A 21,829-nucleotide genomic window follows, 5' to 3' on the forward strand; every position below is an offset into this window, starting at 1 on the left:
GTCCACTCGATGTCCATGCTGCCGCCGGGGCGAAGCCGCACCACGGCCTCGCCCGCCGGGGCCCAGGCCGGCCCCGAGTTCACCCCCGGCCTATGGGGACAGCTCTTCGAAGCCCGTGTCGACGCCGCCCCCGAATCCACCGCGATCAACTCCGCGAGCGAGCGGCTGAGTTACGCCGAACTGAACCGGCGGGCCAACCGCCTCGCCAGGTTGCTCATCGCACGTGGCGCCGGCCCGGAGAGCCTGGTCGGTCTCGCCCTGCCGCGCTCGACCGACTTCGTGGTGGCCGTGGCGGCCGTACTGAAATCGGGCGCCGGCTACTTCCCGATGGATCCGGACTATCCTCCGCAGCGGCTGGCGTTCATGCTCGCCGACGCCGCTCCCATGCTGGTGCTGACCAGGAGTGACATCGAGCCCGAGCTGCCGGCCGAGGCGGCCTCCCGCACGGTGGTGCTGGACGACCCGGCCGTCGTACGGACCCTGGCCGACTGCTCCGCGGCGGATGTGGCGGACGACGAACGCGGCGCCCCGCTCCGGACCCGGCATCCGGCCTATGTCATCTACACCTCGGGTTCCACCGGTACTCCCAAAGGAGTGGTCCTCACCCACCACGGCATCGCCAGCCTGGTGGGCAGCCATGCGCGGGACCTGGGGATCGGGTCGTCCAGCCGGTTGCTGCTCTTTTCCTCGCCGAGTTTCGACGGCGCCTTCTGGGACGTGTCGATGGCCTTGCTCACTGGCGCCACGCTGGTGGTCGCACCGCGTGAACGGCTCCTGCCCGGACCGGAGTTCAGTGCGCTCGCCGCCGAGGAGGGCATCACCCACTTCACCCTGCCGGCCTCCACGCTCGCCGCCCTGCCGGACGGCGCTCTGCCCGCCGGGGCCACCGTCGTCAATGTGGGCGAGGCCTGCAACAGCGAGCTGGTGCGCCGCTGGTCGCCGGGCCGGCTGCTGGTGAACGCGTACGGACCGACCGAATCGACCGTCTCCGCGACCATGAGCGGACCGTTGGCCGGGGCAGGCATCCCGCCCATCGGCCGTCCGCTCTCGGACACCCGCATCCACGTCCTCGACGAGCGGCTCCGGCCGGTACCGCCGGGAGCGGTCGGAGAGATCCACATCGCCGGAGCGGGGCTGGCCCGCGGGTACCTGGGGCGGCCCGCGCTGACCGCCGAGCGGTTCGTGGCCGACCCCTTCGGGACGCCGGGCGAGCGGATGTACCGGACCGGCGACCGGGTGAGGGTGCGTGACGACGGGCAACTGGAGTTCGTGGGCCGGGTCGACGACCAGGCGAAGATACGGGGTTTCCGAGTGGAGCCCGGCGAGGTCGAAGCCGTGCTGCGCGACCATCCCGAGGTCGCGCAGGCCGCGGTGGTGGTCCGGGAGGACACTCCGGGAGACCAGAGGCTCGTCGCCTATGTCGTGCCGGACCACCCGGCCGTGCGGCAGGCCGACGACACCACCTCGGAGCACGTCGAGGAATGGCAACGGCTCTACGACGAGGTCTACAGCGCAGTGGGAGCGCTCCCCCTGGGGGAGGACTTCAGCGGCTGGAACAGCACCTACGACGGCGAGCCCATTCCCGTGCCTCAGATGCAAGCCTGGCGGGACGCCACGGTCGACAGCATCCGTGCCCTGCGACCGCGCCGGGTACTGGAGATCGGCGTGGGCACCGGGCTGCTGCTGTCCCGCCTCGCCGGTGACTGCGAGGCGTACTGGGCCACCGACTTCTCCGCCGAGGTGATCGAGACACTCGGCAAGAAGGTGGACGTCGACCCGGTGCTGCGGGAGAAGGTCCACCTGCTGCACGGTCCCGCACACGACCTCCCCGGCCTCCCCGAGGGGTACTTCGACACCGTTGTCCTCAACTCGGTGATCCAGTACTTTCCGTCGGCCGACTACCTGGTGAGCGTCCTGGGCGAGGCGGCACGCCTGCTGGCGCCGGGCGGCCGGGTGTTCGTCGGCGACATCCGGCACCTGCGTCTGCTGCGCCCGCTGCGCAGCGCCGTCCGGCTGCGCTCCGCCACCCGGCGGGAAGCCTCTGCCTCCGCCGTCCGCGCGGCGGTCGAGCAGGACCTGGTGGATGAGAAGGAGTTGCTCCTCGACCCCGCGTTCTTCGCCGCGGTACCCCGGTGGATCCCGCAGCTCCGCGGGGTACGCACAGCGGTGCAGCGCGGCACGCACCACAACGAACTGACCCGCTACCGGTACGACGCGGTGCTCATCAAGGAGCCGGTGGAAACCGGTACCGCTGCGCCGGACGCGCAGACACTGACCTGGGGCACGGATGTAAGCGGACTGCAGGAGTTGTCCGGCCTGCTGGCCCGCACCCGCACGTCGCTGCTGCTGCGCGGCGTGCCGAACAGCCGGATCCTCGGTGAGGCATCGGCCGCGACGGCGCTGACCACGGCCCGGTCGCTCGACGAGCCGTTGCGGTTGCTGCAAGAACCGGCGGCAGGGATCGACCCCGAGGAACTGCACGCCCTGGGCGGGGGCGCCGGCTGCGAGGTCCACCTCACGTGGTCGGCGCAGGACCCCACGCGACTGGACGCCTGTTTCACACCCGTGGGCGGTGAACCGGGCGCCGTCCCGCTGGCGGAGTCCGCCGACAGCGGCAGGACGTCGCCCGGTGACCACGCCAACCAGCCGACCACGCACCGGACCGGCAACGCCCTGATGGGCAAGCTCCCCGGCTATCTGGCCGCCAGGCTCCCCGCGTACCTGCGGCCCAGCGCCGTGGTACGCATCGCGTCGCTCCCCCTCACCGTCAACGGCAAGCTCGACCGCGCGGCGCTGCCCCCTCCCGCCCTGTTCCCGCGGGCTGACGGGCAGGCGCCCCGCACTCCGCGCGAGGAGATCCTCGCCAATCTCTTCGCCGATGTGCTCGGCCTGCCCGGGGTGCCGAGGGACGCCGACTTCTTCGCCCTGGGCGGCAACTCGCTACTGGCCACGCGCCTCGTCGGCCGTATCGCGAAACACCTCGAAGTCGATGTTCCGATCGCCTGGATCTTCGAGACACCGACCGTCGAGGGCCTGGCCGGGCGTACCGCTCCGGCGAGCAGGCTCCGCCCGCTGTTGCTCTGCCGCGACGAGTACCACGCGGCGGTGCCGCTCTCGCACAGCCAGTACGGCATGTGGTTCATCAACCAACTCGGCGGACCCGCGAGCCGGATCTACAACGTGCCGTACTGCCTGCGGATCACGGGCCGGGTGGACACCGGGGCGCTGCGGACCGCACTCGATGACGTCGTGGCTCGTCACGAACCCCTGCGTACCGTCTTCCCCGATGACGGTGACGGCCCCCGCCAACGGGTCCTCGCCCCCGAGGACGCCGCGGTGGTCCTTCATGAGACCGACGCCGCCGAAGACCGTCTGGCCGGCCACCTGGCGCGGGCCGCGGCGGAACCCTTCGAGCTCAGGACGGACCTTCCCCTGCGCGCACGCCTGTTCCGGCACGGACAGGACCGGTACACGCTCCTGCTCCTGATGCACCACATCACCGTGGACGCCTGGTCGCTGGCCCCCCTGACGGCGGACCTGGCGCACGCCTACCGGGCGCGGCTGGGGCAGCGGGCCCCGCAGTGGCAGCCGCTGCCGGTTCACTATCGCGACTACGCCGTATGGCACAACGAGCAAGCAGCCGAGGCGCAGGACCGCGGCAGCGGCTTCGGGCGCCAGCTCGCCTTCTGGGAGCGGACGCTGCGCGGTCTTCCGGTCGAGACGCGGCTGCCGGCCGACCGGAGCCGTCCGGCCAGACCTACCTATCGTGGCGACACCGTCCACACCCACGTCGAAGCCTCCCTCCATCAGGAACTGCTCAACTGCGCGCGGGAGACGGGCGCGACGCTCTTCATGGTGCTGCACGCCGCGCTCGCGGCACTGCTGACCCGGCTGGGCGGCGGCACCGACATCGTCGTCGGCACCGCTGCCGCGGCGCGCACGGACCCCGCGCTGGACGACCTCGTCGGGCTGTTCGCCAACAGTGTCGTCCTTCGCGTCGACACCTCGGGCGACCCGACGTTCCGCACCCTGCTCGCTCGGACCCGGGCCGTGGACCTCGACGCCTTCACCCACCAGGAGGTCCCGTTCGACCAGGTGGTGGATCGCGTCAACCCGGCACGCCACCCGGCACGTCACCCGCTCTACCAGACGGCCCTCGTCCTGCACGCACCGCCCGGCGACGGCCATCGGGCCGACTCCGTCACCCTCACCCCCGAACCGCCCCCGAACACCGGAACGGCCCGCTTCGATCTGATGTTCAACTGGGACGAGAGCCGGGACAGCGCCGGCCTCGCCCAGGGCCTCACCGGCCGTACCGAGTACAGCTCGGACCTCTTCTCCCAGGAGACAGTCGAACTGCTCCTGGAGCGGTATCTCCTGCTGCTGTCCGCCGCGGTCCGCGACCCGGACGCACGCCTTCACACCCTGGACATCCTCACCGAGCCGGAACGGCGGGCCTTCTCACCACGGCCGTAGCCGTCCGACCCCGAATCATCGCGAAAGCCACCGAAAGCACCGTCAATTCCCGGTGCCGGGCCCTCTTTGCCGACTAGGAGAAATTCACCGTGCCCTCACCCTTCGACGACCATGACGGGCAGTTCCATGTGCTCCGCAACGAGGAAGGCCAGTTCTCACTCTGGCCGAATTTCGCCGACATCCCCTCCGGGTGGCGTTCCGTGAGCGGGCCGAGCCCCCGCGGAAGCGCCCTTGAGTACATCGAGAAGGAATGGACGGACATGCGCCCGGCGTCCGTCCGTGAATGACCCGGCCAATAACATCGAGCGGGGCCACGGGTCGCCGAGAACCGGGCCGTTTACGGCTGGCTCGGCTGGGCGACCGCCGATTCCGAGGACGTGGTGTCCCTGCCGATGGTCTCGTACGGCACCGACGCCGCACCGGCTCCGGTGGTGGTCCCGAAGGCCGGCCGGGGCCGGGCGAAGCGCTTGGGCGGTGCTGGACCGGCTGGGTGGGGCACGTCGGTGCCCCACCCAGCCGAACGCCGGACGACGGAGACGGACTGTCTCCGCGCGATGCTGGAGACCTTCCGGAAACCCGGCGAGTCCGGCGTAGGTGCCGACGAGGGTTCGTGCCTGCCATCGGGTGGGCACCCGGGAAGGAGCGCGCCTGCCACGTGTCGGCTCCGCCGCCATCAAGGGTGACCTCCATTCCGCACCCGTCGCCGGTTCTGTCGTAGACGCCGTCCTCGGCGTGTTCACGGACGGCGCGCGCAGCGGTCACAAGCGTGTGATGGCCGCGTCGACCCGGCCGCGACGGCGTCCTGGCACCTGGGCGCGCAGTACTTCCTGGGCAGCCGACCGCGTCGCACAGCGCCGGCGTCTGCGGCACCTACGGCGGATTCACCGAGCCGGACCTGCAGGACTGACGTGAGTACTACCGCGACAACGCCGCCCGGCTCTCCCGGGTCAAGGCGGCCTGTGACCCGGACCGCTTCTTCAGTTTCGACCAGGCGGTATGACGCGAGACGCCGTCACGACGCCGCACGGCCCAGGCCTGCGGTCTTGGAAAGGAAACGACACCATGGAATCTCCGGCCACCCAGGTCGACCCGGCGAACTCGCCGTTGGAGCCCTATCACATCTACCCGGAGGCCAAGTCCTGCCCGGTGGCGAAGGTCGGTCTGTGGAACGGCACGCCGGCGCACGTGTTCTCCGGGTATGAGGATGTGCGGACCGTGCTGCAGGACAGGCGGTTCAGCTCGGACTCGCGCCGACCCAACTTCACCGAACTCACTCCGACGCTCCAGTCGCAGGCCGCGGCACCGCCGTTCGTACGCACCGACAATCCTGATCACCGGCGCCTGCGGGGCACCATCGCACGCGAGTTCCTGCCCAAGCACATCGAGCTGCTGCGCCCCGCGATCCGCGAGATCGTCCAGGGTGTGCTCGACGGGCTCGCCGAGACCGCGCCTCCCCAGGACATGCTCGAGGCCTTCGCCGTACCGGTCGCGTCCGCGACCGTCTTCCGGCTGCTGGGGATTCCGGCCGAGGACCGCGCGTTGCTCACCCGATGCGTCAAGGGCGTGGTCTCGGCGGTGGGGAGCGAGGACGAAGGTGCCGAGGTGTTCCGGACACTCGGCGAGTACATCGGCGGGCTCGTCCAGGACCCCTCCGAACTGCCCGAGGACAGCCTGATCCGGCGCCTGGTGACGGGCCCGTACCAGGAGAAGCAGCTCACCTTCCACGAGACCATCGGCGTGATCCTCATGCTCATCGTCGGGGGCTACGACACGACGGCCAGCACCATCTCGCTGTCCTTGGTGAGTTATGCACTGCAGCCGGAGAAGTTCTCCGTCGTCCACGAACACCCGGAGCGGATACCCCTGCTCGTCGAGGAGTTGCTGCGCTATCACACCGTCTCGCAGCTCGGACTGGGCAGGATCGCCACCGAGGACGTCGAGGTGGGCGGCGTCACGGTGCGGGCCGGCCAGATGGTGGTGGCGGCACTCCCCCTGGCCAACCGGGACGAGAGTGTCTTCCCGAACCCGGACGAACTCGACTTCGACCGCCCGTCCGTGCCCCATGTCGGCTTCGGTTACGGACCCCACCAGTGCGTCGGCCAGGCACTGGCCCGAGTCGAACTCCAGGAGGCCATTCCCGCGGTGATCCGACGGCTGCCCGGCATGCGGCTCGCCTGCGCTCTGGAAGACCTGCCGTTCCGGCACGACATGGCCACCTACGGCATCCATGAGCTGCCCATGACCTGGTGACCGGGCCTGCCGCGAGGCGAGCACCAGTGTCACGTGCCTACGACGCGTCGGCCGAGGGAGCGGCGCAGCGGGCGGTCATACCGGCGCGCCCGCCTCTCGGCGTCGCTCGAATCCTGGTTCTGGATCACTATCAGTGCCAGGGCCACGGAGGGCCGACAGTGACCCACTTGGTGATCTTCGCCCGAACCTGATCTTGATCTGAGGTCAGGAGGGAGAGGGTGATCTGCGTGGAGGACTGGGCGGAGATTCGCAGGCTGCACCGGGCCGAGCAGATGCAGGTCCGGGCGATCGCGAGGCATCTGGGCATCTCGAAGAACACGGTCAAGCGAGCATTGGCCAGCGACCGGCCGCCGAAGTGCGAGCGTCCGGCCAAGGGCTCGGTGGTCGACGCCGTCGAGGTAGAAGACGGTCCTCGGGGGGCCGTGCTGATTCTGTGCTGACTGGAATCTCTCAGAACCCCGTTTACGCAGGTGAGAGCCTTACTGTTAACGTTCCGCTTCAACGTGTAGCGGCCGACGCGTCACTACGTCGCTGATCTGGCGAACCCGCAGGTCGTAAGGGGCCCGATTCTTCGGAGTCGGGCCCCGGGCTCTTCCCGTGCCGTGGCTCCGGTCGTCGTCCTGGTGTGATCCGTCAACGGCGCACCCTCTCGCAGGGCCGGCCGGTGAACTGCTCGCCGTCGCCGAGGACTGGTCGGGTTCAGTGTGGGCGGGGGAACAGGCGCTCGACGGCGGTGACCAGGGCCGCGCGGCGTGCGCCGACGGAGGTGTCCGTGGCCAGCTGGGCCGCGGCGGCGCCGATCTCGGGCTGGCCTGCCCAGGTGGTGGCGATCTGGTTGATCAGGGCGAGCACGTCGACCGGATCCCAGGCGGGGTCGAGCAGGCCGGCGCGCTGAGCGTCGCGGAGCTGTTCGACCTTGCCGGTGATGGTGGTCAGCATGGGGTCGGCCGTGTCGCTGTCGGCTTCACCGTCGGCGAGTTCGAGGCGGCCCCAGGTGATGAGCCGATAGTGGTCCGGGTGGGCCGTGAAGTGGTCGAAGAGGATGCCGGCGTAGCCAGGCAGGTCCGTCGGGTCCATACGGGTGGCCTCGATGAGCGCGGCCGTTTCGTGCTCGGTGATGTGGTGGTAGAGGGCCTCCTTGCTGCTGAAGTAGGCGTAGACCCGTTCCTTGCTGGTCCGCGCCTGCTTGGCGAGGCGGTCCACTCGGGCGCCGGCGATGCCGTACCGGGCGAACTCCTCCTTCGCCGCGGCGAGGATCCGCTGTCGGGCGTCGGCGGTGGGCGAGTTCGGGGTCTTACGGGAGACGGCGGAGCGAGGCATAGGGACACGATAGGCGGCCAAACGGTTCGGTTTGGATTCGTTCATCGGAAACGAGCGCCTGCTGCCCGGGGCGCTCCGCGATCGGCGGTAGGTCGGTGGCGGCGCGGCGACCGCTGAAGAGCCCCGCGGTACTCGGCCTCTCCGTTCTCCGGGTCCGCTCGATGCGGACCGCGGCTGTGTCGACGTGTTCGAGCCAACCGCCGAACAAGGTTGTGCATTATCTTGACGGCCGCAAGAAATCGGCCCTACATTCCTGCACGTCTTCGTTCAGTGCGCTGAGTATCTGTTCGCAGACTTCCGGTCCCGCTCCGTAGGCCCCCCTCCCTCCCCCACGCAAGGAGCCCGCCCATGTCCGGTACCCGCTCGCGCATCGCCCTCGCCGTTGTCGCCACGCTGACGTCAGTCGCCCTCACCACCCTCCCCTCCTCCGCCGCCCAGCCGGACGAGGACGCGGCGGTCTCCGGCCACCTCACCGGCACCCTCTCCGACGGCGCCACCTGGATCGCGGACGTGCCCGACGACTGGAACGGCACCCTGCTGGTGTTCAGCCACGGCTTCGGCACCCTCGTCGCCAGGAACGCCCCCACCGAGGCCGTACGTGTGGAACTGCTCGCCAAGGGCTATGCGCTGGCCGGATCGTCGTACGACCCGGGCGGCTCCATGTGGGCCCTGAAGAGCGCCGCACGCGACCAGTTCGCCACCATCGACGCCGTCACCGCGAAGATCGGCAAGCCCTCGCGAACGCTGGCCATCGGCAGCTCGATGGGCGGGCTCGTCAACGCTCAGCTGGCCAGGGACGGCGGCGGGCGTATCGACGGCGCGCTCGGTCAGTGCGGGCTGGTCGCCGGCGCCACGGACCTGGACAACTACCAGCTGGACGCCGAGTACACGATCGCCCGTCTGCTGCTGCCCGGACAGGACGTGAAGCTCGTACGGTTCGGCACCTCCGCCGAGGCCGCCACCACCGCCGACCTGCTCTCCAAGGCCGTCAACGCGGCCCAGGCCACCCCGCGGGGCCGCGCCCGGATCGCGCTGGCCGCCGCCTTCCTCAACCTCCCCGCGTGGGCGCCCGGGAAGGACCGGCCCGCCGCGACCGACTGGGCGGGGCAACAGGAGCAGCAGTACGCGTGGTTCGCGCAGGGCATCCTGTCGTTCGTCGAGGGTGGCCGGTACGCCATCGAGCAGTCCGTCGGCGGCAACAACTCCTGGAACCGGGGCGTCGACTACGCCGACCTGCTCTCCGACTCCCAGCACGCGCCCCAGGTCCGGGCCCTCTACCAGGCGGCCGGTCTCGACCTGCGCGCCGACCTGCGCACACTGACCGCCGGTGCCACCATCACCGCCGATCCCGCCGCCGTCCGCACCGCGCAGCGGACGTCCTCCGCGGGGCAGGGGCTCGACGTACCCCTGCTCGACGTCCACACCACCGCCGACAACCTCGTCCCGGTGGAACAGGAGACCCGCTTCGCCGCCCGTGTGCGCGCCTCCGGTGACGGTGCGCTGCTGCGGCAGGCCTACGTCGAGCGGCAGGGCCACTGCGTGTTCACCACCGCCGAGACCGTGGCCGCCCTGCACGCCCTCGAACACCGCGTCGACACCGGCCGCTGGGACGAGGTCGCGACCCCGGCCGCGCTCCAGAAGTCGGCCACCGCGCTCGGTCTGGACGGGGCCGCGTACATCCCGTACCGCCCGGCACAACTGTCGGTCGGCCGCGACGGATCGGCGCACCCGACGGCTCGGCACTGACGAGGAAGGCCGGGGCGCGTTCGCTCGGGAGCGTGCCCCCGGCCTTGGCGGGCACCGACGACAGCCTCGACTCGCGGGCCTCCTCGGGCCGGCCCTCACCGCGGACCCTCGTGGTGGGTGCGGTCGAAGCCGCGCAGGTGCGTGGTGACAGCACCTGGTTTCCTCCGGGCCTGTTTGAGGGGTGGGGCCCGGGGCACCTGGTTTCGCAGGTGCTTGGGATCACAGGCCCACCGCGGGAGCGGCCGACAAGCGGTTGCCCTCGGCTGCGTGTCACCCGGAGCCCTCCCGCCGTACCCCCCCCGCCTCGTCAAGGGAGAGCTCTCGTGTTGATGGCCCACCCCACCGTCCTCGCCGACCTGCTTCAGCGGTACGAAGCCCTGCGGGCCCGCCACGCCCAGGAGGGCGGCGCCCAACTGCTTCAGCGGCTGAACGACGTCTCCTACACCCTGTGCGTCGCCACCGGCACCCGCGATGTCGCCGCCGCCCTGACAGCCGCCCGCCGCCGCCTTTCGGGCACCCGGGCCGAGGCGCACGCCGTAGGAGCCGACACCTGAGAAGGCACGAGCGGGCGACGAGAGTTTCCCGCTGGGGTGGAGGGGGACCCGGGGACATGACCGGGCGAACCAACCGGTGACAGCAGACCTACCCGGCCCCCATCAGGCCGGACGCAGAAGGAAGATGAAGCACCGTGAGTGCGGAAGTCAAGGAGACGAGGACCACCGACCGCAGGGCCGAGACCGGCTGGGCGAGGGCCCGCCGACTGCGCGGATCCGGCCTGCGCACGTGCGTGCGGGCGACGCTCGACGGAGAGGCGGGGGACGTCGGCGAGACCTGGCCGGGGACCGAGGGGAACGTCGTCAGGGGTGTGGACTGAGCCTCCTGGGGCCGCCCCGCCAACAGCCCCGGGTCCCATTTTCGGCCTTGTGAAGGTGTACGTCACCCGATGGAAGTCGCTGTCCGTCTAGGCTGCTGCCCCCGCATCCGAGCGGGTTGGCGCAGTGACGGACAGTGGTCTAACGGGAGGGCTGACCTCATGAGCAGGGTCTGGTTCATCACCGGTGCGAGCAGTGGCTTCGGGCGGGCGATCGCCGAAGCGGCGGTAGCCGCGGGCGACGTGGTCGTCGGCGCCGCGCGGCGGACGGGCGCGCTGGACGCCTTCGTCGCCGCCCACCCCAGGCAGGTCCAGGCACTGCGCCTGGACGTCACCGATCTGGCCGCGGTCGAGACCGCCGTGGAGGACGTCCTCGCCTGGCACGGGCGGATCGACGTGCTCGTCAACAACGCGGGACGTACGCACGTCGGAGCCGTCGAGGAGACCACCGACGCCGAACTGCGCGACCTGTTCGCCCTGCATGTGTTCGGGCCCGCCGCACTCGTACGGGCCGTGCTGCCGCACATGCGACAGCGGGGGTCGGGCGCGATCGTGCAGATGAGCAGCGTGGGCGGGCAGCTATCCGCCCCGGGCTTCGGGGCGTACAGCGCGACGAAGTTCGCGCTGGAGGGCATGTCCGAGGCGCTCGCGGCGGAGGTCCGGCAGTTCGGGATCAAGGTGCTGATCGTCGAACCGGGCGCTTTCCGGACCGAGTTGTTCGACCGCGGCCGAGCGGGCGCCAGCCGGGACCTGGGCGTCTACACCGGTACGGTCGGCGCGACCCGCCGGATGGTCGCGGCGGACGACGGGGCCCAGAGCGGCGACCCGGCGAAGGCGGCGGCCCTGATCCTCGCCGCCCTGGACGCCGACGCCGAGCACGCCCCGCTGCGCCTGCCCCTCGGCGACGACGCGGTCACCGGCGTACTCGGTCATCTGGAGCAGGTACGGGGTGACGTCGTCGGCTGGGAGAAGCGCGCGCGGGCGACCGGTTTCGACGACGACCGAACCGCGGGTGACCGGCTGTCAGGCCGGTGACGCCAGGCCCGTCTTGAGCCCCGCCCCGCACAACGGCACCACCGCCGTCCGGGTCCCGAGCGCCCCGTCCCGTACCGCCGCCCAGCAGGCCACGCCGGTCGACTCCACGTACAGCCCCTGGGACGCCAGGTCCCGCTGCGCGTGCCGGATCTGATCCTCCGTCACCGTCAGGAACGTGCCGCCGGAGTCACGGACCGCGCGCAGGATCTGGCGGGCCCGGGGCGGGGCGGGGATCGCGATGCCCTCCGCGAGGGTGGGCTCCGGCGGGGGCGGGGTGCTGCCGGTCAGGTCGGTCGCGCCCTCCGCCCAGGCGTGGGCCAGCGGGGCGACCGCCGCCGACTGGACGGCGTACAGGGCGGGCCGTCGGTCGATCAGCCCCGCCGAGTGCAGCTCGGCGACGGCGAGCGCCGCGCCCAGCAACAGGGTGCCGTTGCCGACCGGCACGACGACGACGTCCGGGAGACGGCCTCCCATGTCCTCCCACAGCTCGTGGACGTACGTCTTCGTGCCGTGCAGGAAGTACGGGTTGTAGACGTGGGAGGCGTAGAACGTGCCCGGCGCGTCCGCCGCCTCGCGCGCTGCCGCCGCCGCGGCCTCCCGGTCACCGTCGATCACCCGCACCCTCGCCCCGTGGGCCTCGATCTGCTCCAGCTTCTTCGCGGAGGTGCCCTCGGGGACGTACACCGTGCAGGGCAGCCGGGCGCGGGCGCAGTACGCGGCGATCGCCGTACCCGCGTTGCCGCTGCTGTCGGCGACCACCTGGTCCGGCCGCAGCCGGAGAGCCAGCTCGGCCAGGAGCACCGCGCCCCGGTCCTTGAAGGAGAGGGTCGGCATGAGGAAGTCGAGCTTGGCCGAGACGCCGTCGTGCAGCTCCACGAGAGGGGTGCGGCCCTCGCCGAGAGTGGTGGTGGGGGTGGTCAGGGGGAGTGTCTCCGCGTAGCGCCAGAGGGAGTTGACCCTGCCGGTGAGGGACTTGAGGGGCGCCGGGGTGGGTGCGAAATCGAGGTCCAGGGGGCCTCGGCACAGGGGGCAGCACCAGGCGAGGGTGCCTGCGGGGACACGGGTGCCGTCCACGGGGCAGTAACAGTCCGGCAGTGGGGTCATATACGCAGCGTAGTTGGGTGGGGGGTTTCCCACCTGCCCGTCTGTTCGCCGCGTCCGTCCCGCGCGGGGCCGCACGTCCAGCCTGCCCGGGAACGGCGGTCTCCAGGGACGGGACAGGTAGGGACGGCGGGGGTGAAACTCCCTTACCATGCGCCAAGTCGCACGCCAGTTCACATCACCCGACGAGGAGCCCGGCACTCGTGGCCATACCCCCGCCCCCTGGACCCGATCAGCCGTCGTACCCCTCGTATCCGGGCCCCTCCCAGCATCACCCCCAGGCTCACGCCCAGTACCCCCAGCAGTACCCCCAAGGCCCCTACGCCTCCTGGGCCCAGGGCTACTCCCCGTACAACCGCCCGACCCCCGTCAACGGCTTCGCCATCGCCTCCCTCGTCCTCGGCATCCTCTGCTTCCTGCCCGCCGTCGGTCTGATCCTCGGAATCGTCGCGCTCGTGCAGATCCGGAAGAGGGGCGAGCGCGGAAAGGGCATGGCGATCACCGGATCCGCGCTGTCGACCGTCGGGCTCCTGCTCTGGACCCTGCTGCTCGCCACCGGCGGTCTGTCCGCCGCCTGGGACGGCTTCAAGGACGCCGCGAAGGAGGACAACAGCAGCTTCTCCCTCACCAAGGGCGACTGCTTCGACTCCCTGGACGGCTCCCTGGAGGGCCTGGCGTACGACGTCGACCCCGTCCCCTGCTCCGGAGCGCACGACGGCGAGGTGTTCGCCAGTTTCCGGATGCCGGCCGGTGCCTACCCGGGCGACGACCGCGTCACGGAGGTCGCCGACGACAAGTGCTACGCCCTTGAGGACCGGTACGCGATGGACGCGTGGGCCGTCCCCGACGACGTCGACGTCTACTACCTCACCCCGACCCGCCAGAGCTGGAGCCTCGGCGACCACGAGGTGACCTGCGTCTTCGGCAACGTCGACACGAACGGCAGCCTCACCGGTTCGCTGCGCAGGGACGAGACGACGCTCGACGCCGACCAGTTGACGTACCTCAAGGCCGCCCACATCCTCAACACGGCGATGGACACCGCGCCCGACGCGGAGTTCGTCGAGGACGACCTGCCGGGGCACAAGAAGTGGGCCCAGCGGGTGACGAACGCCCTCGACGAGCAGACGCGTCTGCTCACCGCGCACCGGTTCGCCGCCACCGCCGCACCCAGCGTCGCGGCGCTGGTGAAGGACCTGCGCGGCGCACGCGAGGATTGGGCCGCGGCGGCCCGGGCGACCGACGCCGACACCTTCTACGACCACTACGACACCGGCAGCGAGCTGCTCGACGTGGACCGCACGGTCACCCCGCGCAAGGCCCTGGGGCTGGCGACGACCCCGCCTCCGTACGAGTCGAGCGGTGACAGCGGTGGCGGCGAGGGGGGTACCGGGAGCGGCGGGGAAGGGGACGCCGGGATCGAGGTGTGATGTTTGTCGGCGGGAAGTGTCATCACATCGAGTGATTCCCTGGCCTTCGCTTGCATGTCACAACCCATGGTTGCCAGGCTGTTGCTGTCTGTACAACCTGATGGGAGCGGCCCGTGGCATTCGGTGAGCAGCCGGCCTACCTGCGTGTCGCGGGTGATCTACGAAAGCAGATCGTCGACGGTTCACTCCCACCGCACACCCGTCTTCCCTCCCAGGCCAGGATCCGGGAGGAGTACGGCGTTTCGGACACGGTCGCGCTGGAGGCGCGCAAGGTGCTCATGGCCGAGGGCCTCGTCGAGGGCCGCTCCGGATCGGGCACCTATGTGCGTGAGCGTCCCGTGCCGCGCCGGATCGCCCGCTCCGGTTTCCGTCCGGTCGGTGGCGCCACACCGTTCCGCCAGGAGCAGGCCGACGCCGAGGCGCGCGGCACCTGGGAGTCCAGCAGCGCGCAGGTGGCGGCGAGCGGGGTCGTCGCCGAGCGGCTCGGCCTGCTGCCGGGTGACCGCGTGATGTGCACGAAGTACGTCTTCCGGGACGCCGGCGAGGTGATGATGCTGTCCACCTCCTGGGAGCCCCTGGCCGTCACGGGTCGTACACCGGTGATGCTGCCCGAGGAGGGCCCGCTCGGCGGGATGGGTGTCGTCGAGCGCATGGCGGCCATCGACGTGATCGTCGACAACGTCACGGAGGAGGTCGGCGCCCGCCCCGGCCTCGCCGAGGAACTGCACGCGCTGGGCGGGGTGCCCGGGCATGTGGTGATCGTCGTGCAGCGCACGTACTACGCCTCGGGGCGTCCGGTCGAGACGGCCGACGTCGTGATCCCCGCGGACCGTTACCAGGTGGCGTACCACCTGCCGGTGAAGTGACCCCGCCGCCCCCGGACTTGGTGAAGTAGCCCACACCCGGGGGCGGTTGATCTCCCGAGCGCTCCCCCTGCCGCGCCGCCCCGCCGACCACCGCAGCCCACCGGGCCGGTGGATTCTGGCCGTTCTCGCAGGTCGTCCCAAGGGGCGCGGTGTGCCGCTGACCGGACACACCGTGCTCTTTCGACGGCGCGTTCGATGTCGTGCGCCCCTCACCCCTGGCCGGTTGGCGTACCTCTTTGTGAAAAGCCGTATTCGCTGCGTGAAGGTTAGGCGTAGGGTCGGGCATATGCGGATTGCGGTTTCCTTAGCGGGTGGGGCGCGGCGCAAGCCGGGGGCGGGAAGTGGAGGGGCGCCATGAGCGACGGGACGATCACTCTTCCCTGGCTCGTCATACGGCAGGACGACAACGGCAATCGCTACCGCGTGGGCCGGTACGCGACCCGTGCGGAGGCCCAGAAGATCGCCGACAGCCTCGACGAGCGCGGCCACAAACAGCTCTACTGGGTCGAGCGGATCGGGCAGAACGGAACCCGGTGATCCGGCTCCCGTAGGCTCCGGCCATGACGGAACGGACGGAACCGGCGGCGGATTCGGTGGCGGATTCAGTGGCGCGAACGGCGGCTGAGCCGGAGTGCGTGGCCGAGCGGGTCGTGGTCGTGGGCGCCGCCCTGCTGCGCGACGGACTCCTCCTCGCCGCCCGCCGCAGTGCGCCCCCCGAGCTGGCCGGCCGCTGGGAGCTGCCCGGCGGCAAGGTCGAACCGGGCGAGGCGCCGGAGGACGCCCTCGTGCGCGAGTTGCGCGAGGAACTGGGCGTCGACGCGGAACCCGTCGAGCGCATCCCCGGGGAGTGGCCGCTGCGGGCGCCGTATGTCCTGTGTGTCTGGACCGCGCGGCTCCAGGCCGGCTCGGCCGAGCCGAAGTCCCTCCAGGACCACGACGAACTGCGCTGGCTGGCCCCGGCCGAGATCTGGGACGTGGACTGGCTGGATCAGGACGTACCGGCGGTGCGGGAAGCGGCCCTCCGGCTGGGGTGACGCTCGCGGGTCGAAGCGAGGTCGCCGTGAGGTGCGGGCGCGCGTCGATGCGTGAGCCGAAGCGGATTTGTGTGCGGGCTCGTGGGGCGTGTGGGGTCTGTGGGGCGCCTGATGTGCGCGCCCCGTACGCCGTTCGTGCCACAGTGCGCCCTCAAGGGCGGTAATCGACACCGAATACCGGGTATGTGCCCATTAACCCCACGAAAACGGACATGTGTGGGTCGCTGGCCTGGGAAGTGATCGGCGTGATCGACACCGAAGGCGACTGTGCCGAGTGGAGCTTTCCCGCTGAGCCCGGCGCGGTCCGTGGAGCTCGCGCGGTCGTCCGCGGACAGCTGTGCGGCTGGGGGCTCGACTCCCTCGGTGATCTCGCCGCGCTGCTGGTCAGCGAGCTGGTGACCAACTCGCTGCGGCACGCCACGGGGCCCATCGGGGTACGGCTGGTGCGGCCCGTCGGGAGCGCCGCCACGCTGCTGGTGGAGGTCTCCGACCCGCTGCCCGACCCGCCCCGTGAGCGCGCCGCCCGCCCCGACGAGGAGGGTGGCAGAGGGCTCCAGCTGGTCGCCCACTCCTCCAGTCGCTGGGGCACCCGCCCGGCCGACGCGGGCAAGACGGTGTGGTTCGAACTGTCGGTGCCGGGATGAGATCCGACCGAGCGGGGAACCCGGCACGGTGACGACCGCGAACCGTGCGCCGGAGTGAACCGCGGCTGTACGTCCGCCCCCGCTCTGTCGACCATGTGGTTCAGGCCACTGGCAGTTGTCATGGATCGGGGTTCGACCGGTGGTCCCCTGGTTAGAAGACTGGGAGTGTTGTCGCGGGCCGGTCCGAAAACCATCGGGATCGTCCTGTGATCGTGAACACCGTGTTGTGGGGCGCCGTAGTGCTGGATACTGCGGGCAGCCGCCCCCGGTGACTGGTGCCGGACGCGGTGAGCTGGAGGGGACGGTTCGCGTGAGCGAGATACCAGCGAAGGCCGCGGAGTCCAAGGACCCGTCGGGCGGCGCGAGTGCGAGGGCCACGGGTGACTCCGCGGCCGGTGTGCCACGCCGTGCGTCGGGTGTCAGGGGTCCCGCCGACGGGGACGCGATACGCGATGCGACACGTGAAACCACGCGTGGCACCATGGGCGATCCGGTGCGCGATACGACACGTGACACCGCGCAGGACCACGCGCGTGATGTGACAGGTGACCCCATGTGGCAGAGCAGCCCACCCGGCTCGATCTACGACTACATCAAGGTGGCGTCGTTCTCCATCGGCGCCGACGGTCTCGTCGACCAGTGGAGCCTGCGTGCCGAGAAGATCTTCGGCATCTCCGCCGCGCGGGCCGTGGGCATGGACCCCATCGAGGCCTTCATCGACCCCGATCTGCGTGAGCGGGGCCAGCGGAAGATGGCGGAGATCCTCGACGGCCGGGAGTGGACCGGCGTCGTCCCGTTCCGCATCCGCGCGCCCGAACTGGGCGAGGAGGGCCGGCGCGAGGGGCTCGCCGAGGTCTATGTGATGCCGACGCGCACGGAGGAGGGCGAGAAGGCCGCCGTATGCATCGTCGTCGATGTCCGTACGCTGCGTCAGATCGAGACCGACCTTGCCGCCTCGCAGGCGATTTTCGGCCAATCGCCGTTCGGTTTCCTGCTGATCGACACCGATCTCCGGGTCCGGCGCGCCAACGAGCGCTTCGCCTCCATCTACGGCGGCACGGTCGATGACCACCGGGGTCGCGGGGTGTACGACTACCTGATCTCTCCCGAGGCCGAGCGGGTGTCGGCGACGCTCCGCCGGGTCCTGGAGACCGGTGACTCGATAACGGACATGCACATCACCGGCCTCGTGCCCGGCTCCGACGAGCGCCGGCACTGGTCGATCAACCTGTACCGCGTGCACAGCGGCACCGGCCGCCCCATCGGCGTGGCCTGGCTCGGCCTCGACATCACCGCCCGCCGCGCCGCCGCCCGCGAGGCCGCCGCCGCACGGCGCAATCTCGCCCTTCTGAACGAGGCCGGCTCCCGCATCGGGAACTCCCTGGACCTGGAGACGACGGCGCGCGAACTGCTCGACGTCGTCGTCCCCGGCTTCTGCGACCTCGCGACCGTCGACCTCTACCAGGGGCTGCTGGCCGGCGACGAGACCCCGCCCGGGCTCGCAGACGGCAGCGCCGAACTGCGCCGCGTCGCCTTCGCCAGCGCCGTCTCCGACGCGCCCTTCGCGGGCGGCGGGGATCCGGTCTCCATGGGCGCAGTGCACCACTTCCCGTTCAACTCGCCCTGCGCGGACGCCCTGCGCACCGCCCGCCCACAGCTCGTCCCCGCCGAGGACAACGGCGCCATCCAGTCCACGCTGGCCGTCCCGATGGTCGCCCACGACACCGTCGTAGGCCTCGCGCAGTTCTCCCGTACGAAGGGCAGCGAGCCGTTCGGGGAGCGGGACCGGGCGCTGGCCTGGGAGTTGGCCGCGCGGACCGCCGTCAGTATCGACAACGCCCGGCTGTACCGGCGTGAGCACGAGCGCGCGCTGATCCTCCAGCGCTCCCTGCTGCCGCCGGGCGACCCGGAGGCCTCCGGCCTCGACATCGCCTGCCGCTACCTGCCCGGCAACGCGGCCACCGAGGTCGGCGGTGACTGGTTCGACGTCATCGAACTCCCCGGCAACCGCACCGCGTTGGTGGTCGGCGACGTGATGGGACGAGGGCTGCGCGCCGCCGTCGCCATGGGTGAACTCCGTACCGCCGTCCGCACCCTGGCACTCCTCGACCTCGAACCGGCCGAGGTCCTCTCCGCGTTGGACGAGATCGCGCGCGGCCTCGGCACGCCCGGCGGCGTCCAGCAGGCCACCCGTGCCGCCCGCCAGCCCCGCGACGCCGACCTCTCCGAGGTGTACCTCGCGACCTGTATCTACGCGGTCTACGACTCGGTGACCCGCAGGTGCACCTTCGCCAACGCCGGACATCTGCCGCCCGTGCTCGTCGAACCCGGCGAGGACGCGCTGATGCTCGACGTGCCGCCGGGCATGCCGCTCGGCGTCGGCGGTGAGCCCTTCGAGGAGGTGGAGGTCGAACTACCCGAAGGTTCGCTGTTGGCGCTCTACACGGATGGACTGGTCGAATCCCGCGACCACCCGCTCGACGAGGGCCTGCAGGCGTTCGTCGGCGCCCTCCGCGACCCCTCCCCGCAGTTGGAGGACGTCTGCGACCACGTCCTCAGCACCCTCGACACCCACCACGGCGAGGACGACATCGCCCTCCTGATGGCACGTGTCCAAGGACTGCCGGAGGACTCCGTCGGCGACTGGACCCTGCCGCGCGAACCGCGCAGCGTGGGCCGCGCCCGCGAGTACACGCGCACCCAGCTCACCGCCTGGGGCCTCGAACCCCTCATCGACACCACGGAGTTGCTGGTCAGCGAGCTGGTCACCAACGCCCTTCGCTACGGCGAGGGCGAGATCCGGCTCCGGCTCCTTCTCGACCGCATGCTGGTGTGCGAGGTGTGGGACGCCGGTCTCGTCCAGCCGCGCCGCCGCCGAGCCCGCGACACCGACGAGGGCGGACGCGGCCTCCAACTGGTCGGCCTGCTCAGCGCGGCCTGGGGCTCCCGCCGGACCCCCCGGGGGAAGACGGTGTGGTTCGAGCTTCCCTTGCCGGACGCGGGAACGGTTCTCGCGGACCCGGCGGAGGCACTGCTGAGTCTGTTCTGACGAGGCCCTGCCGGGTTCGGCTGTATGGAACCTGCGGGTTCGTCGTGGCTTGTCGCGCCCACGTGGCGGAGCCGCAAATGTCACAGCCCCGCGCCCCTTGGAGGGGCCTGCGGCCCCGTCGCCTCGGCCCGCTCAGGCCCTCTTACGGGATTCCCGGCGAGTTCTTACGCGGCGGAGCCAGGCCCCGCCGCGCACGTGTGGCCGGCCCGCCGAACGAACCCGGCGCGCCCCCGGTCAGCGCCTCGGCCGCCGCGTCCGGCAGATCGCCGAGCAGGATCCCGCCGAGCACCGCTCCGGCGACCCCGTTCGTGTGCTCGGGCCGCCCGCCGTACGGATTGCCGTGCGCGCGGACGTCCCGCTCGGCCAGTTCCCGGGCCTGCCGGGCGAAGATGTCGGCTTCCGCGGGGTCCCGGTCCAGCAGCCGGCGTGCCTCGGCAAGCCGGGTCCGGGCCTCGGCGCCCACCGCGCCCCGGTGCGTGCCCACGAAACCGTCGGCGGCGTCGGTGGCCCGGCGAGCCACGAGCCGGACGGCGCCGGGCACCGTCCCGAGGGGCGCGGACACCACCGCGACCCGATGCAGGGCCTCCAGGGGGTCGTAGGGCCCGGCGGCGGCCTCTTCCCGTACGGCGGACAGGGTGGCCCGGGCGCGGCTCACATGACCCTCCAGGGCGCCGACGGGCACCCCCTCCGTCGCACCCTCCGCCAACCGCTCCCGTGCCTCCACGACGGCCGCCTCCGCCTCGTCCAGCGCCTCGGGCAACGCCTGCGCGGCGGCGGCCAGCGCGGACGCGAGGCGGTCGACGCCGTCCACGAACACCTCGGCCTGCGCGATCGCGCCCTCGGCGGCGCGCAGTTGCAGCACAGCCCGGTCGAGGTGAGCCAGATCGGCGGACTGACGGGCCCGGTTGAGGCCGGTCGTGGCGAACACCAGCCGGTCCTTGGCCTGTTCGACCTGGCCGGCGACGAGGAGCGGGGCGGTCGGCGCATACCGCTCGCCGAGGTCGGCAAGGGTTGCCTCCGCGGCACTCGTACGACCGGTCAGCTCCCGGAAGCGCACCTCGGCGTGCCGGAGCGCACCGCTCATGTCCTGCTCCAGAGCGCGCAGTTGGTCGAACCCGGCGGCCTCCGCGTCCAACCGCCGACCCGCGTCCACACAGCGGGCGACGATCTCGTCGAGGGTGGCCGTGGAGACGTCCGCCGGGTTGTCGTCGTACGCCTGACGCAGCTGGAAGGCGGCCGACAGCTCGGCCTCGGCGTAACGCACGGCCTCCGTGAACGGCGCGACCGCGTCGCTCCCGTGCAGCCCCTGCACGAAGCCGAGTTCCTCGCGGCTGGTGCGTACGCTGTCGTCGGCGGCGACCAGCGACTTGCGGGCCTGCCGGTCGAGTTCGGGGGTCGTGGCCCGCGCGACAGGAGGCAGGGCCGAGGGCGTCGTGGGGGTTTTGGCACGGCGTCTGCGGCGGGTGTAGCCGTACGCGGCCACCGCGACCGCCGCACCCGCCACCACGAGGGGCAGGACCAGATCGCCGGTGGAACTCTCCTCCTCCGGGGCGGCGGCGGCCGAAGGGACCGAGGCGGGGGACAGGGCCGGCGCGCTGCCGACCGCCGACACGGGTACCTCGTACCCCTCGGGGTCGGCCGTCACCCCGGGCAGCACCAGCCACATCACTCCGATCACCCCGCCCAGGGCGGTGTGGGCCACGCGCACGGGTATGTGGGACGCGGCTCGCCGAGGCCGGCCCCTGGTAAGGGAGGGCGTCACGTTTGTGAGCGTATGGGGGTGATCGCGGGTGCGCGACCGGGGAGGGGCAGGGGTGGCGGGAGAGTAGGAATGGGTAAGGTCCCCGCAGACGTGTTCGAGGGGGGCGAATGTTGCACTGGTTCCTGTGGGGGACGGCCGCGCTGTTGCAGGGTGGCCTGGTCGTTTGCGGTGCGGTGGCGGTCAGAAGCGGTTGGCTGCTGCCCTGGCTGCGGCGCAGGACTCTGCGCCCCGAACTGTGGGGCTAG

17 protein-coding genes and 2 pseudogenes are annotated in these 21,829 nt (G+C 71.4%); 16 read left to right on the forward strand and 3 right to left on the reverse strand.

The features are described 5' to 3' along the window. The first annotated feature begins 9 nt into the window (after positions 1 to 9). The 5 genes and pseudogenes from txtB to PV734_RS27005 all read left to right on the forward strand — a co-directional run. A complete protein-coding gene (gene txtB, locus PV734_RS26990; protein ID WP_319292436.1) occupies positions 10 to 4,476 on the forward strand; it encodes a thaxtomin non-ribosomal peptide synthetase TxtB in 4,467 nt (1,488 codons plus the stop codon). 89 nt (positions 4,477 to 4,565) lie between these two features. Next, positions 4,566 to 4,763: a thaxtomin biosynthesis NRPS accessory protein TxtH gene (gene txtH / locus PV734_RS26995; protein ID WP_010350602.1), complete on the forward strand. Its 198-nt coding sequence runs from the start codon at positions 4,566 to 4,568 to the stop codon at positions 4,761 to 4,763. Between the two features lie 635 nt (positions 4,764 to 5,398). Further along, positions 5,399 to 5,476: pseudogene (locus PV734_RS45895) on the forward strand (BBE domain-containing protein); the annotation flags it as partial. A gap of 62 nt (positions 5,477 to 5,538) precedes the next feature. Then, complete coding sequence (gene txtC / locus PV734_RS27000; RefSeq protein ID WP_010350601.1) at positions 5,539 to 6,726, forward strand: thaxtomin biosynthesis cytochrome P450 TxtC; 1,188 nt, start codon at positions 5,539 to 5,541, stop codon at positions 6,724 to 6,726. 218 nt (positions 6,727 to 6,944) lie between these two features. Then, positions 6,945 to 7,124, forward strand: a pseudogene (locus PV734_RS27005) (helix-turn-helix domain-containing protein); the annotation flags it as partial. A 301-nt stretch (positions 7,125 to 7,425) separates the two neighbouring features. Here the strand turns inward: PV734_RS27005 and PV734_RS27010 are convergent. Then, entirely contained in the window at positions 7,426 to 8,046 is a 621-nt protein-coding gene (locus PV734_RS27010) for a TetR family transcriptional regulator (protein ID WP_319092202.1), read from the reverse strand. A gap of 348 nt (positions 8,047 to 8,394) precedes the next feature. Between PV734_RS27010 and PV734_RS27015 the strand changes: the two genes are divergently transcribed. From PV734_RS27015 to PV734_RS27030, 4 genes are all read left to right on the forward strand, one after another. Beyond that, on the forward strand, positions 8,395 to 9,792 hold the full coding sequence (locus PV734_RS27015; RefSeq protein WP_319292438.1) for an alpha/beta hydrolase: 1,398 nt from the start codon (positions 8,395 to 8,397) through the stop codon (positions 9,790 to 9,792). 323 nt (positions 9,793 to 10,115) lie between these two features. Next, on the forward strand, positions 10,116 to 10,346 hold the full coding sequence (locus PV734_RS27020; protein ID WP_319092200.1) for a DUF5133 domain-containing protein: 231 nt from the start codon (positions 10,116 to 10,118) through the stop codon (positions 10,344 to 10,346). A 134-nt stretch (positions 10,347 to 10,480) separates the two neighbouring features. Next, positions 10,481 to 10,666 (forward strand): hypothetical protein, encoded by a 186-nt coding sequence (locus PV734_RS27025; RefSeq protein ID WP_319092199.1) that lies wholly within the window; start codon positions 10,481 to 10,483, stop codon positions 10,664 to 10,666. Positions 10,667 to 10,825: 159 nt separating this feature from the next. Further along, the gene (locus PV734_RS27030) at positions 10,826 to 11,698 is read left to right on the forward strand and encodes an SDR family NAD(P)-dependent oxidoreductase (RefSeq protein WP_319092198.1); all 873 of its coding nucleotides are present in this window, start codon (positions 10,826 to 10,828) and stop codon (positions 11,696 to 11,698) included. Here the strand turns inward: PV734_RS27030 and PV734_RS27035 are convergent. After that, on the reverse strand, positions 11,687 to 12,802 hold the full coding sequence (locus PV734_RS27035; protein WP_319092197.1) for a pyridoxal-phosphate dependent enzyme: 1,116 nt from the start codon (positions 12,800 to 12,802) through the stop codon (positions 11,687 to 11,689). The genes PV734_RS27030 and PV734_RS27035 overlap by 12 nt on opposite strands. Before the next feature lie 200 nt (positions 12,803 to 13,002). Here PV734_RS27035 and PV734_RS27040 point away from each other — a divergent pair, with 200 nt between their 5' ends. From PV734_RS27040 to PV734_RS27065, 6 genes are all read left to right on the forward strand, one after another. Then, positions 13,003 to 14,229: a DUF4190 domain-containing protein gene (locus PV734_RS27040; protein WP_319292440.1), complete on the forward strand. Its 1,227-nt coding sequence runs from the start codon at positions 13,003 to 13,005 to the stop codon at positions 14,227 to 14,229. A 113-nt stretch (positions 14,230 to 14,342) separates the two neighbouring features. Next, positions 14,343 to 15,095 carry a GntR family transcriptional regulator gene (locus tag PV734_RS27045; RefSeq protein ID WP_319292442.1) on the forward strand — a complete coding sequence of 251 codons (753 nt, stop codon included), beginning with the start codon at positions 14,343 to 14,345 and terminating at the stop codon, positions 15,093 to 15,095. Positions 15,096 to 15,449: 354 nt separating this feature from the next. Beyond that, positions 15,450 to 15,632: an SPOR domain-containing protein gene (locus tag PV734_RS27050; RefSeq protein ID WP_006379588.1), complete on the forward strand. Its 183-nt coding sequence runs from the start codon at positions 15,450 to 15,452 to the stop codon at positions 15,630 to 15,632. A gap of 98 nt (positions 15,633 to 15,730) precedes the next feature. After that, positions 15,731 to 16,129 (forward strand): (deoxy)nucleoside triphosphate pyrophosphohydrolase, encoded by a 399-nt coding sequence (locus PV734_RS27055; protein ID WP_319292550.1) that lies wholly within the window; start codon positions 15,731 to 15,733, stop codon positions 16,127 to 16,129. A 212-nt stretch (positions 16,130 to 16,341) separates the two neighbouring features. Beyond that, positions 16,342 to 16,773: an ATP-binding protein gene (locus PV734_RS27060; RefSeq protein ID WP_319292443.1), complete on the forward strand. Its 432-nt coding sequence runs from the start codon at positions 16,342 to 16,344 to the stop codon at positions 16,771 to 16,773. A gap of 310 nt (positions 16,774 to 17,083) precedes the next feature. Beyond that, positions 17,084 to 19,822: a SpoIIE family protein phosphatase gene (locus PV734_RS27065; RefSeq protein ID WP_415924270.1), complete on the forward strand. Its 2,739-nt coding sequence runs from the start codon at positions 17,084 to 17,086 to the stop codon at positions 19,820 to 19,822. 142 nt (positions 19,823 to 19,964) lie between these two features. Here PV734_RS27065 and PV734_RS27070 read toward each other — a convergent pair whose 3' ends face one another. Then, on the reverse strand, positions 19,965 to 21,524 hold the full coding sequence (locus PV734_RS27070) for a hypothetical protein (RefSeq protein ID WP_319292444.1): 1,560 nt from the start codon (positions 21,522 to 21,524) through the stop codon (positions 19,965 to 19,967). 167 nt (positions 21,525 to 21,691) lie between these two features. Between PV734_RS27070 and PV734_RS27075 the strand changes: the two genes are divergently transcribed. After that, the gene (locus PV734_RS27075; RefSeq protein WP_319292445.1) at positions 21,692 to 21,829 is read left to right on the forward strand and encodes a hypothetical protein; all 138 of its coding nucleotides are present in this window, start codon (positions 21,692 to 21,694) and stop codon (positions 21,827 to 21,829) included.

Origin of the sequence: Streptomyces sp. AK08-02 (genome assembly GCF_033795085.1) — a bacterium.
Classification (GTDB): Bacteria; Actinomycetota; Actinomycetes; order Streptomycetales; family Streptomycetaceae; genus Streptomyces; species Streptomyces echiniscabiei.

Coding starts and splice junctions, on each gene's coding strand:
- txtB (WP_319292436.1), top strand. CDS start 10: ATGTCCATGCTGCCGCCGGGGCGAAGCCGCACCACGGCCTCGCCCGCC.
- txtC (WP_010350601.1), top strand. CDS start 5,539: ATGGAATCTCCGGCCACCCAGGTCGACCCGGCGAACTCGCCGTTGGAG.
- PV734_RS27010 (WP_319092202.1), bottom strand. CDS start 8,046: ATGCCTCGCTCCGCCGTCTCCCGTAAGACCCCGAACTCGCCCACCGCC.
- PV734_RS27015 (WP_319292438.1), top strand. CDS start 8,395: ATGTCCGGTACCCGCTCGCGCATCGCCCTCGCCGTTGTCGCCACGCTG.
- PV734_RS27030 (WP_319092198.1), top strand. CDS start 10,826: ATGAGCAGGGTCTGGTTCATCACCGGTGCGAGCAGTGGCTTCGGGCGG.
- PV734_RS27035 (WP_319092197.1), bottom strand. CDS start 12,802: ATGACCCCACTGCCGGACTGTTACTGCCCCGTGGACGGCACCCGTGTC.
- PV734_RS27050 (WP_006379588.1), top strand. CDS start 15,450: ATGAGCGACGGGACGATCACTCTTCCCTGGCTCGTCATACGGCAGGAC.
- PV734_RS27060 (WP_319292443.1), top strand. CDS start 16,342: ATGTGTGGGTCGCTGGCCTGGGAAGTGATCGGCGTGATCGACACCGAA.
- PV734_RS27075 (WP_319292445.1), top strand. CDS start 21,692: ATGTTGCACTGGTTCCTGTGGGGGACGGCCGCGCTGTTGCAGGGTGGC.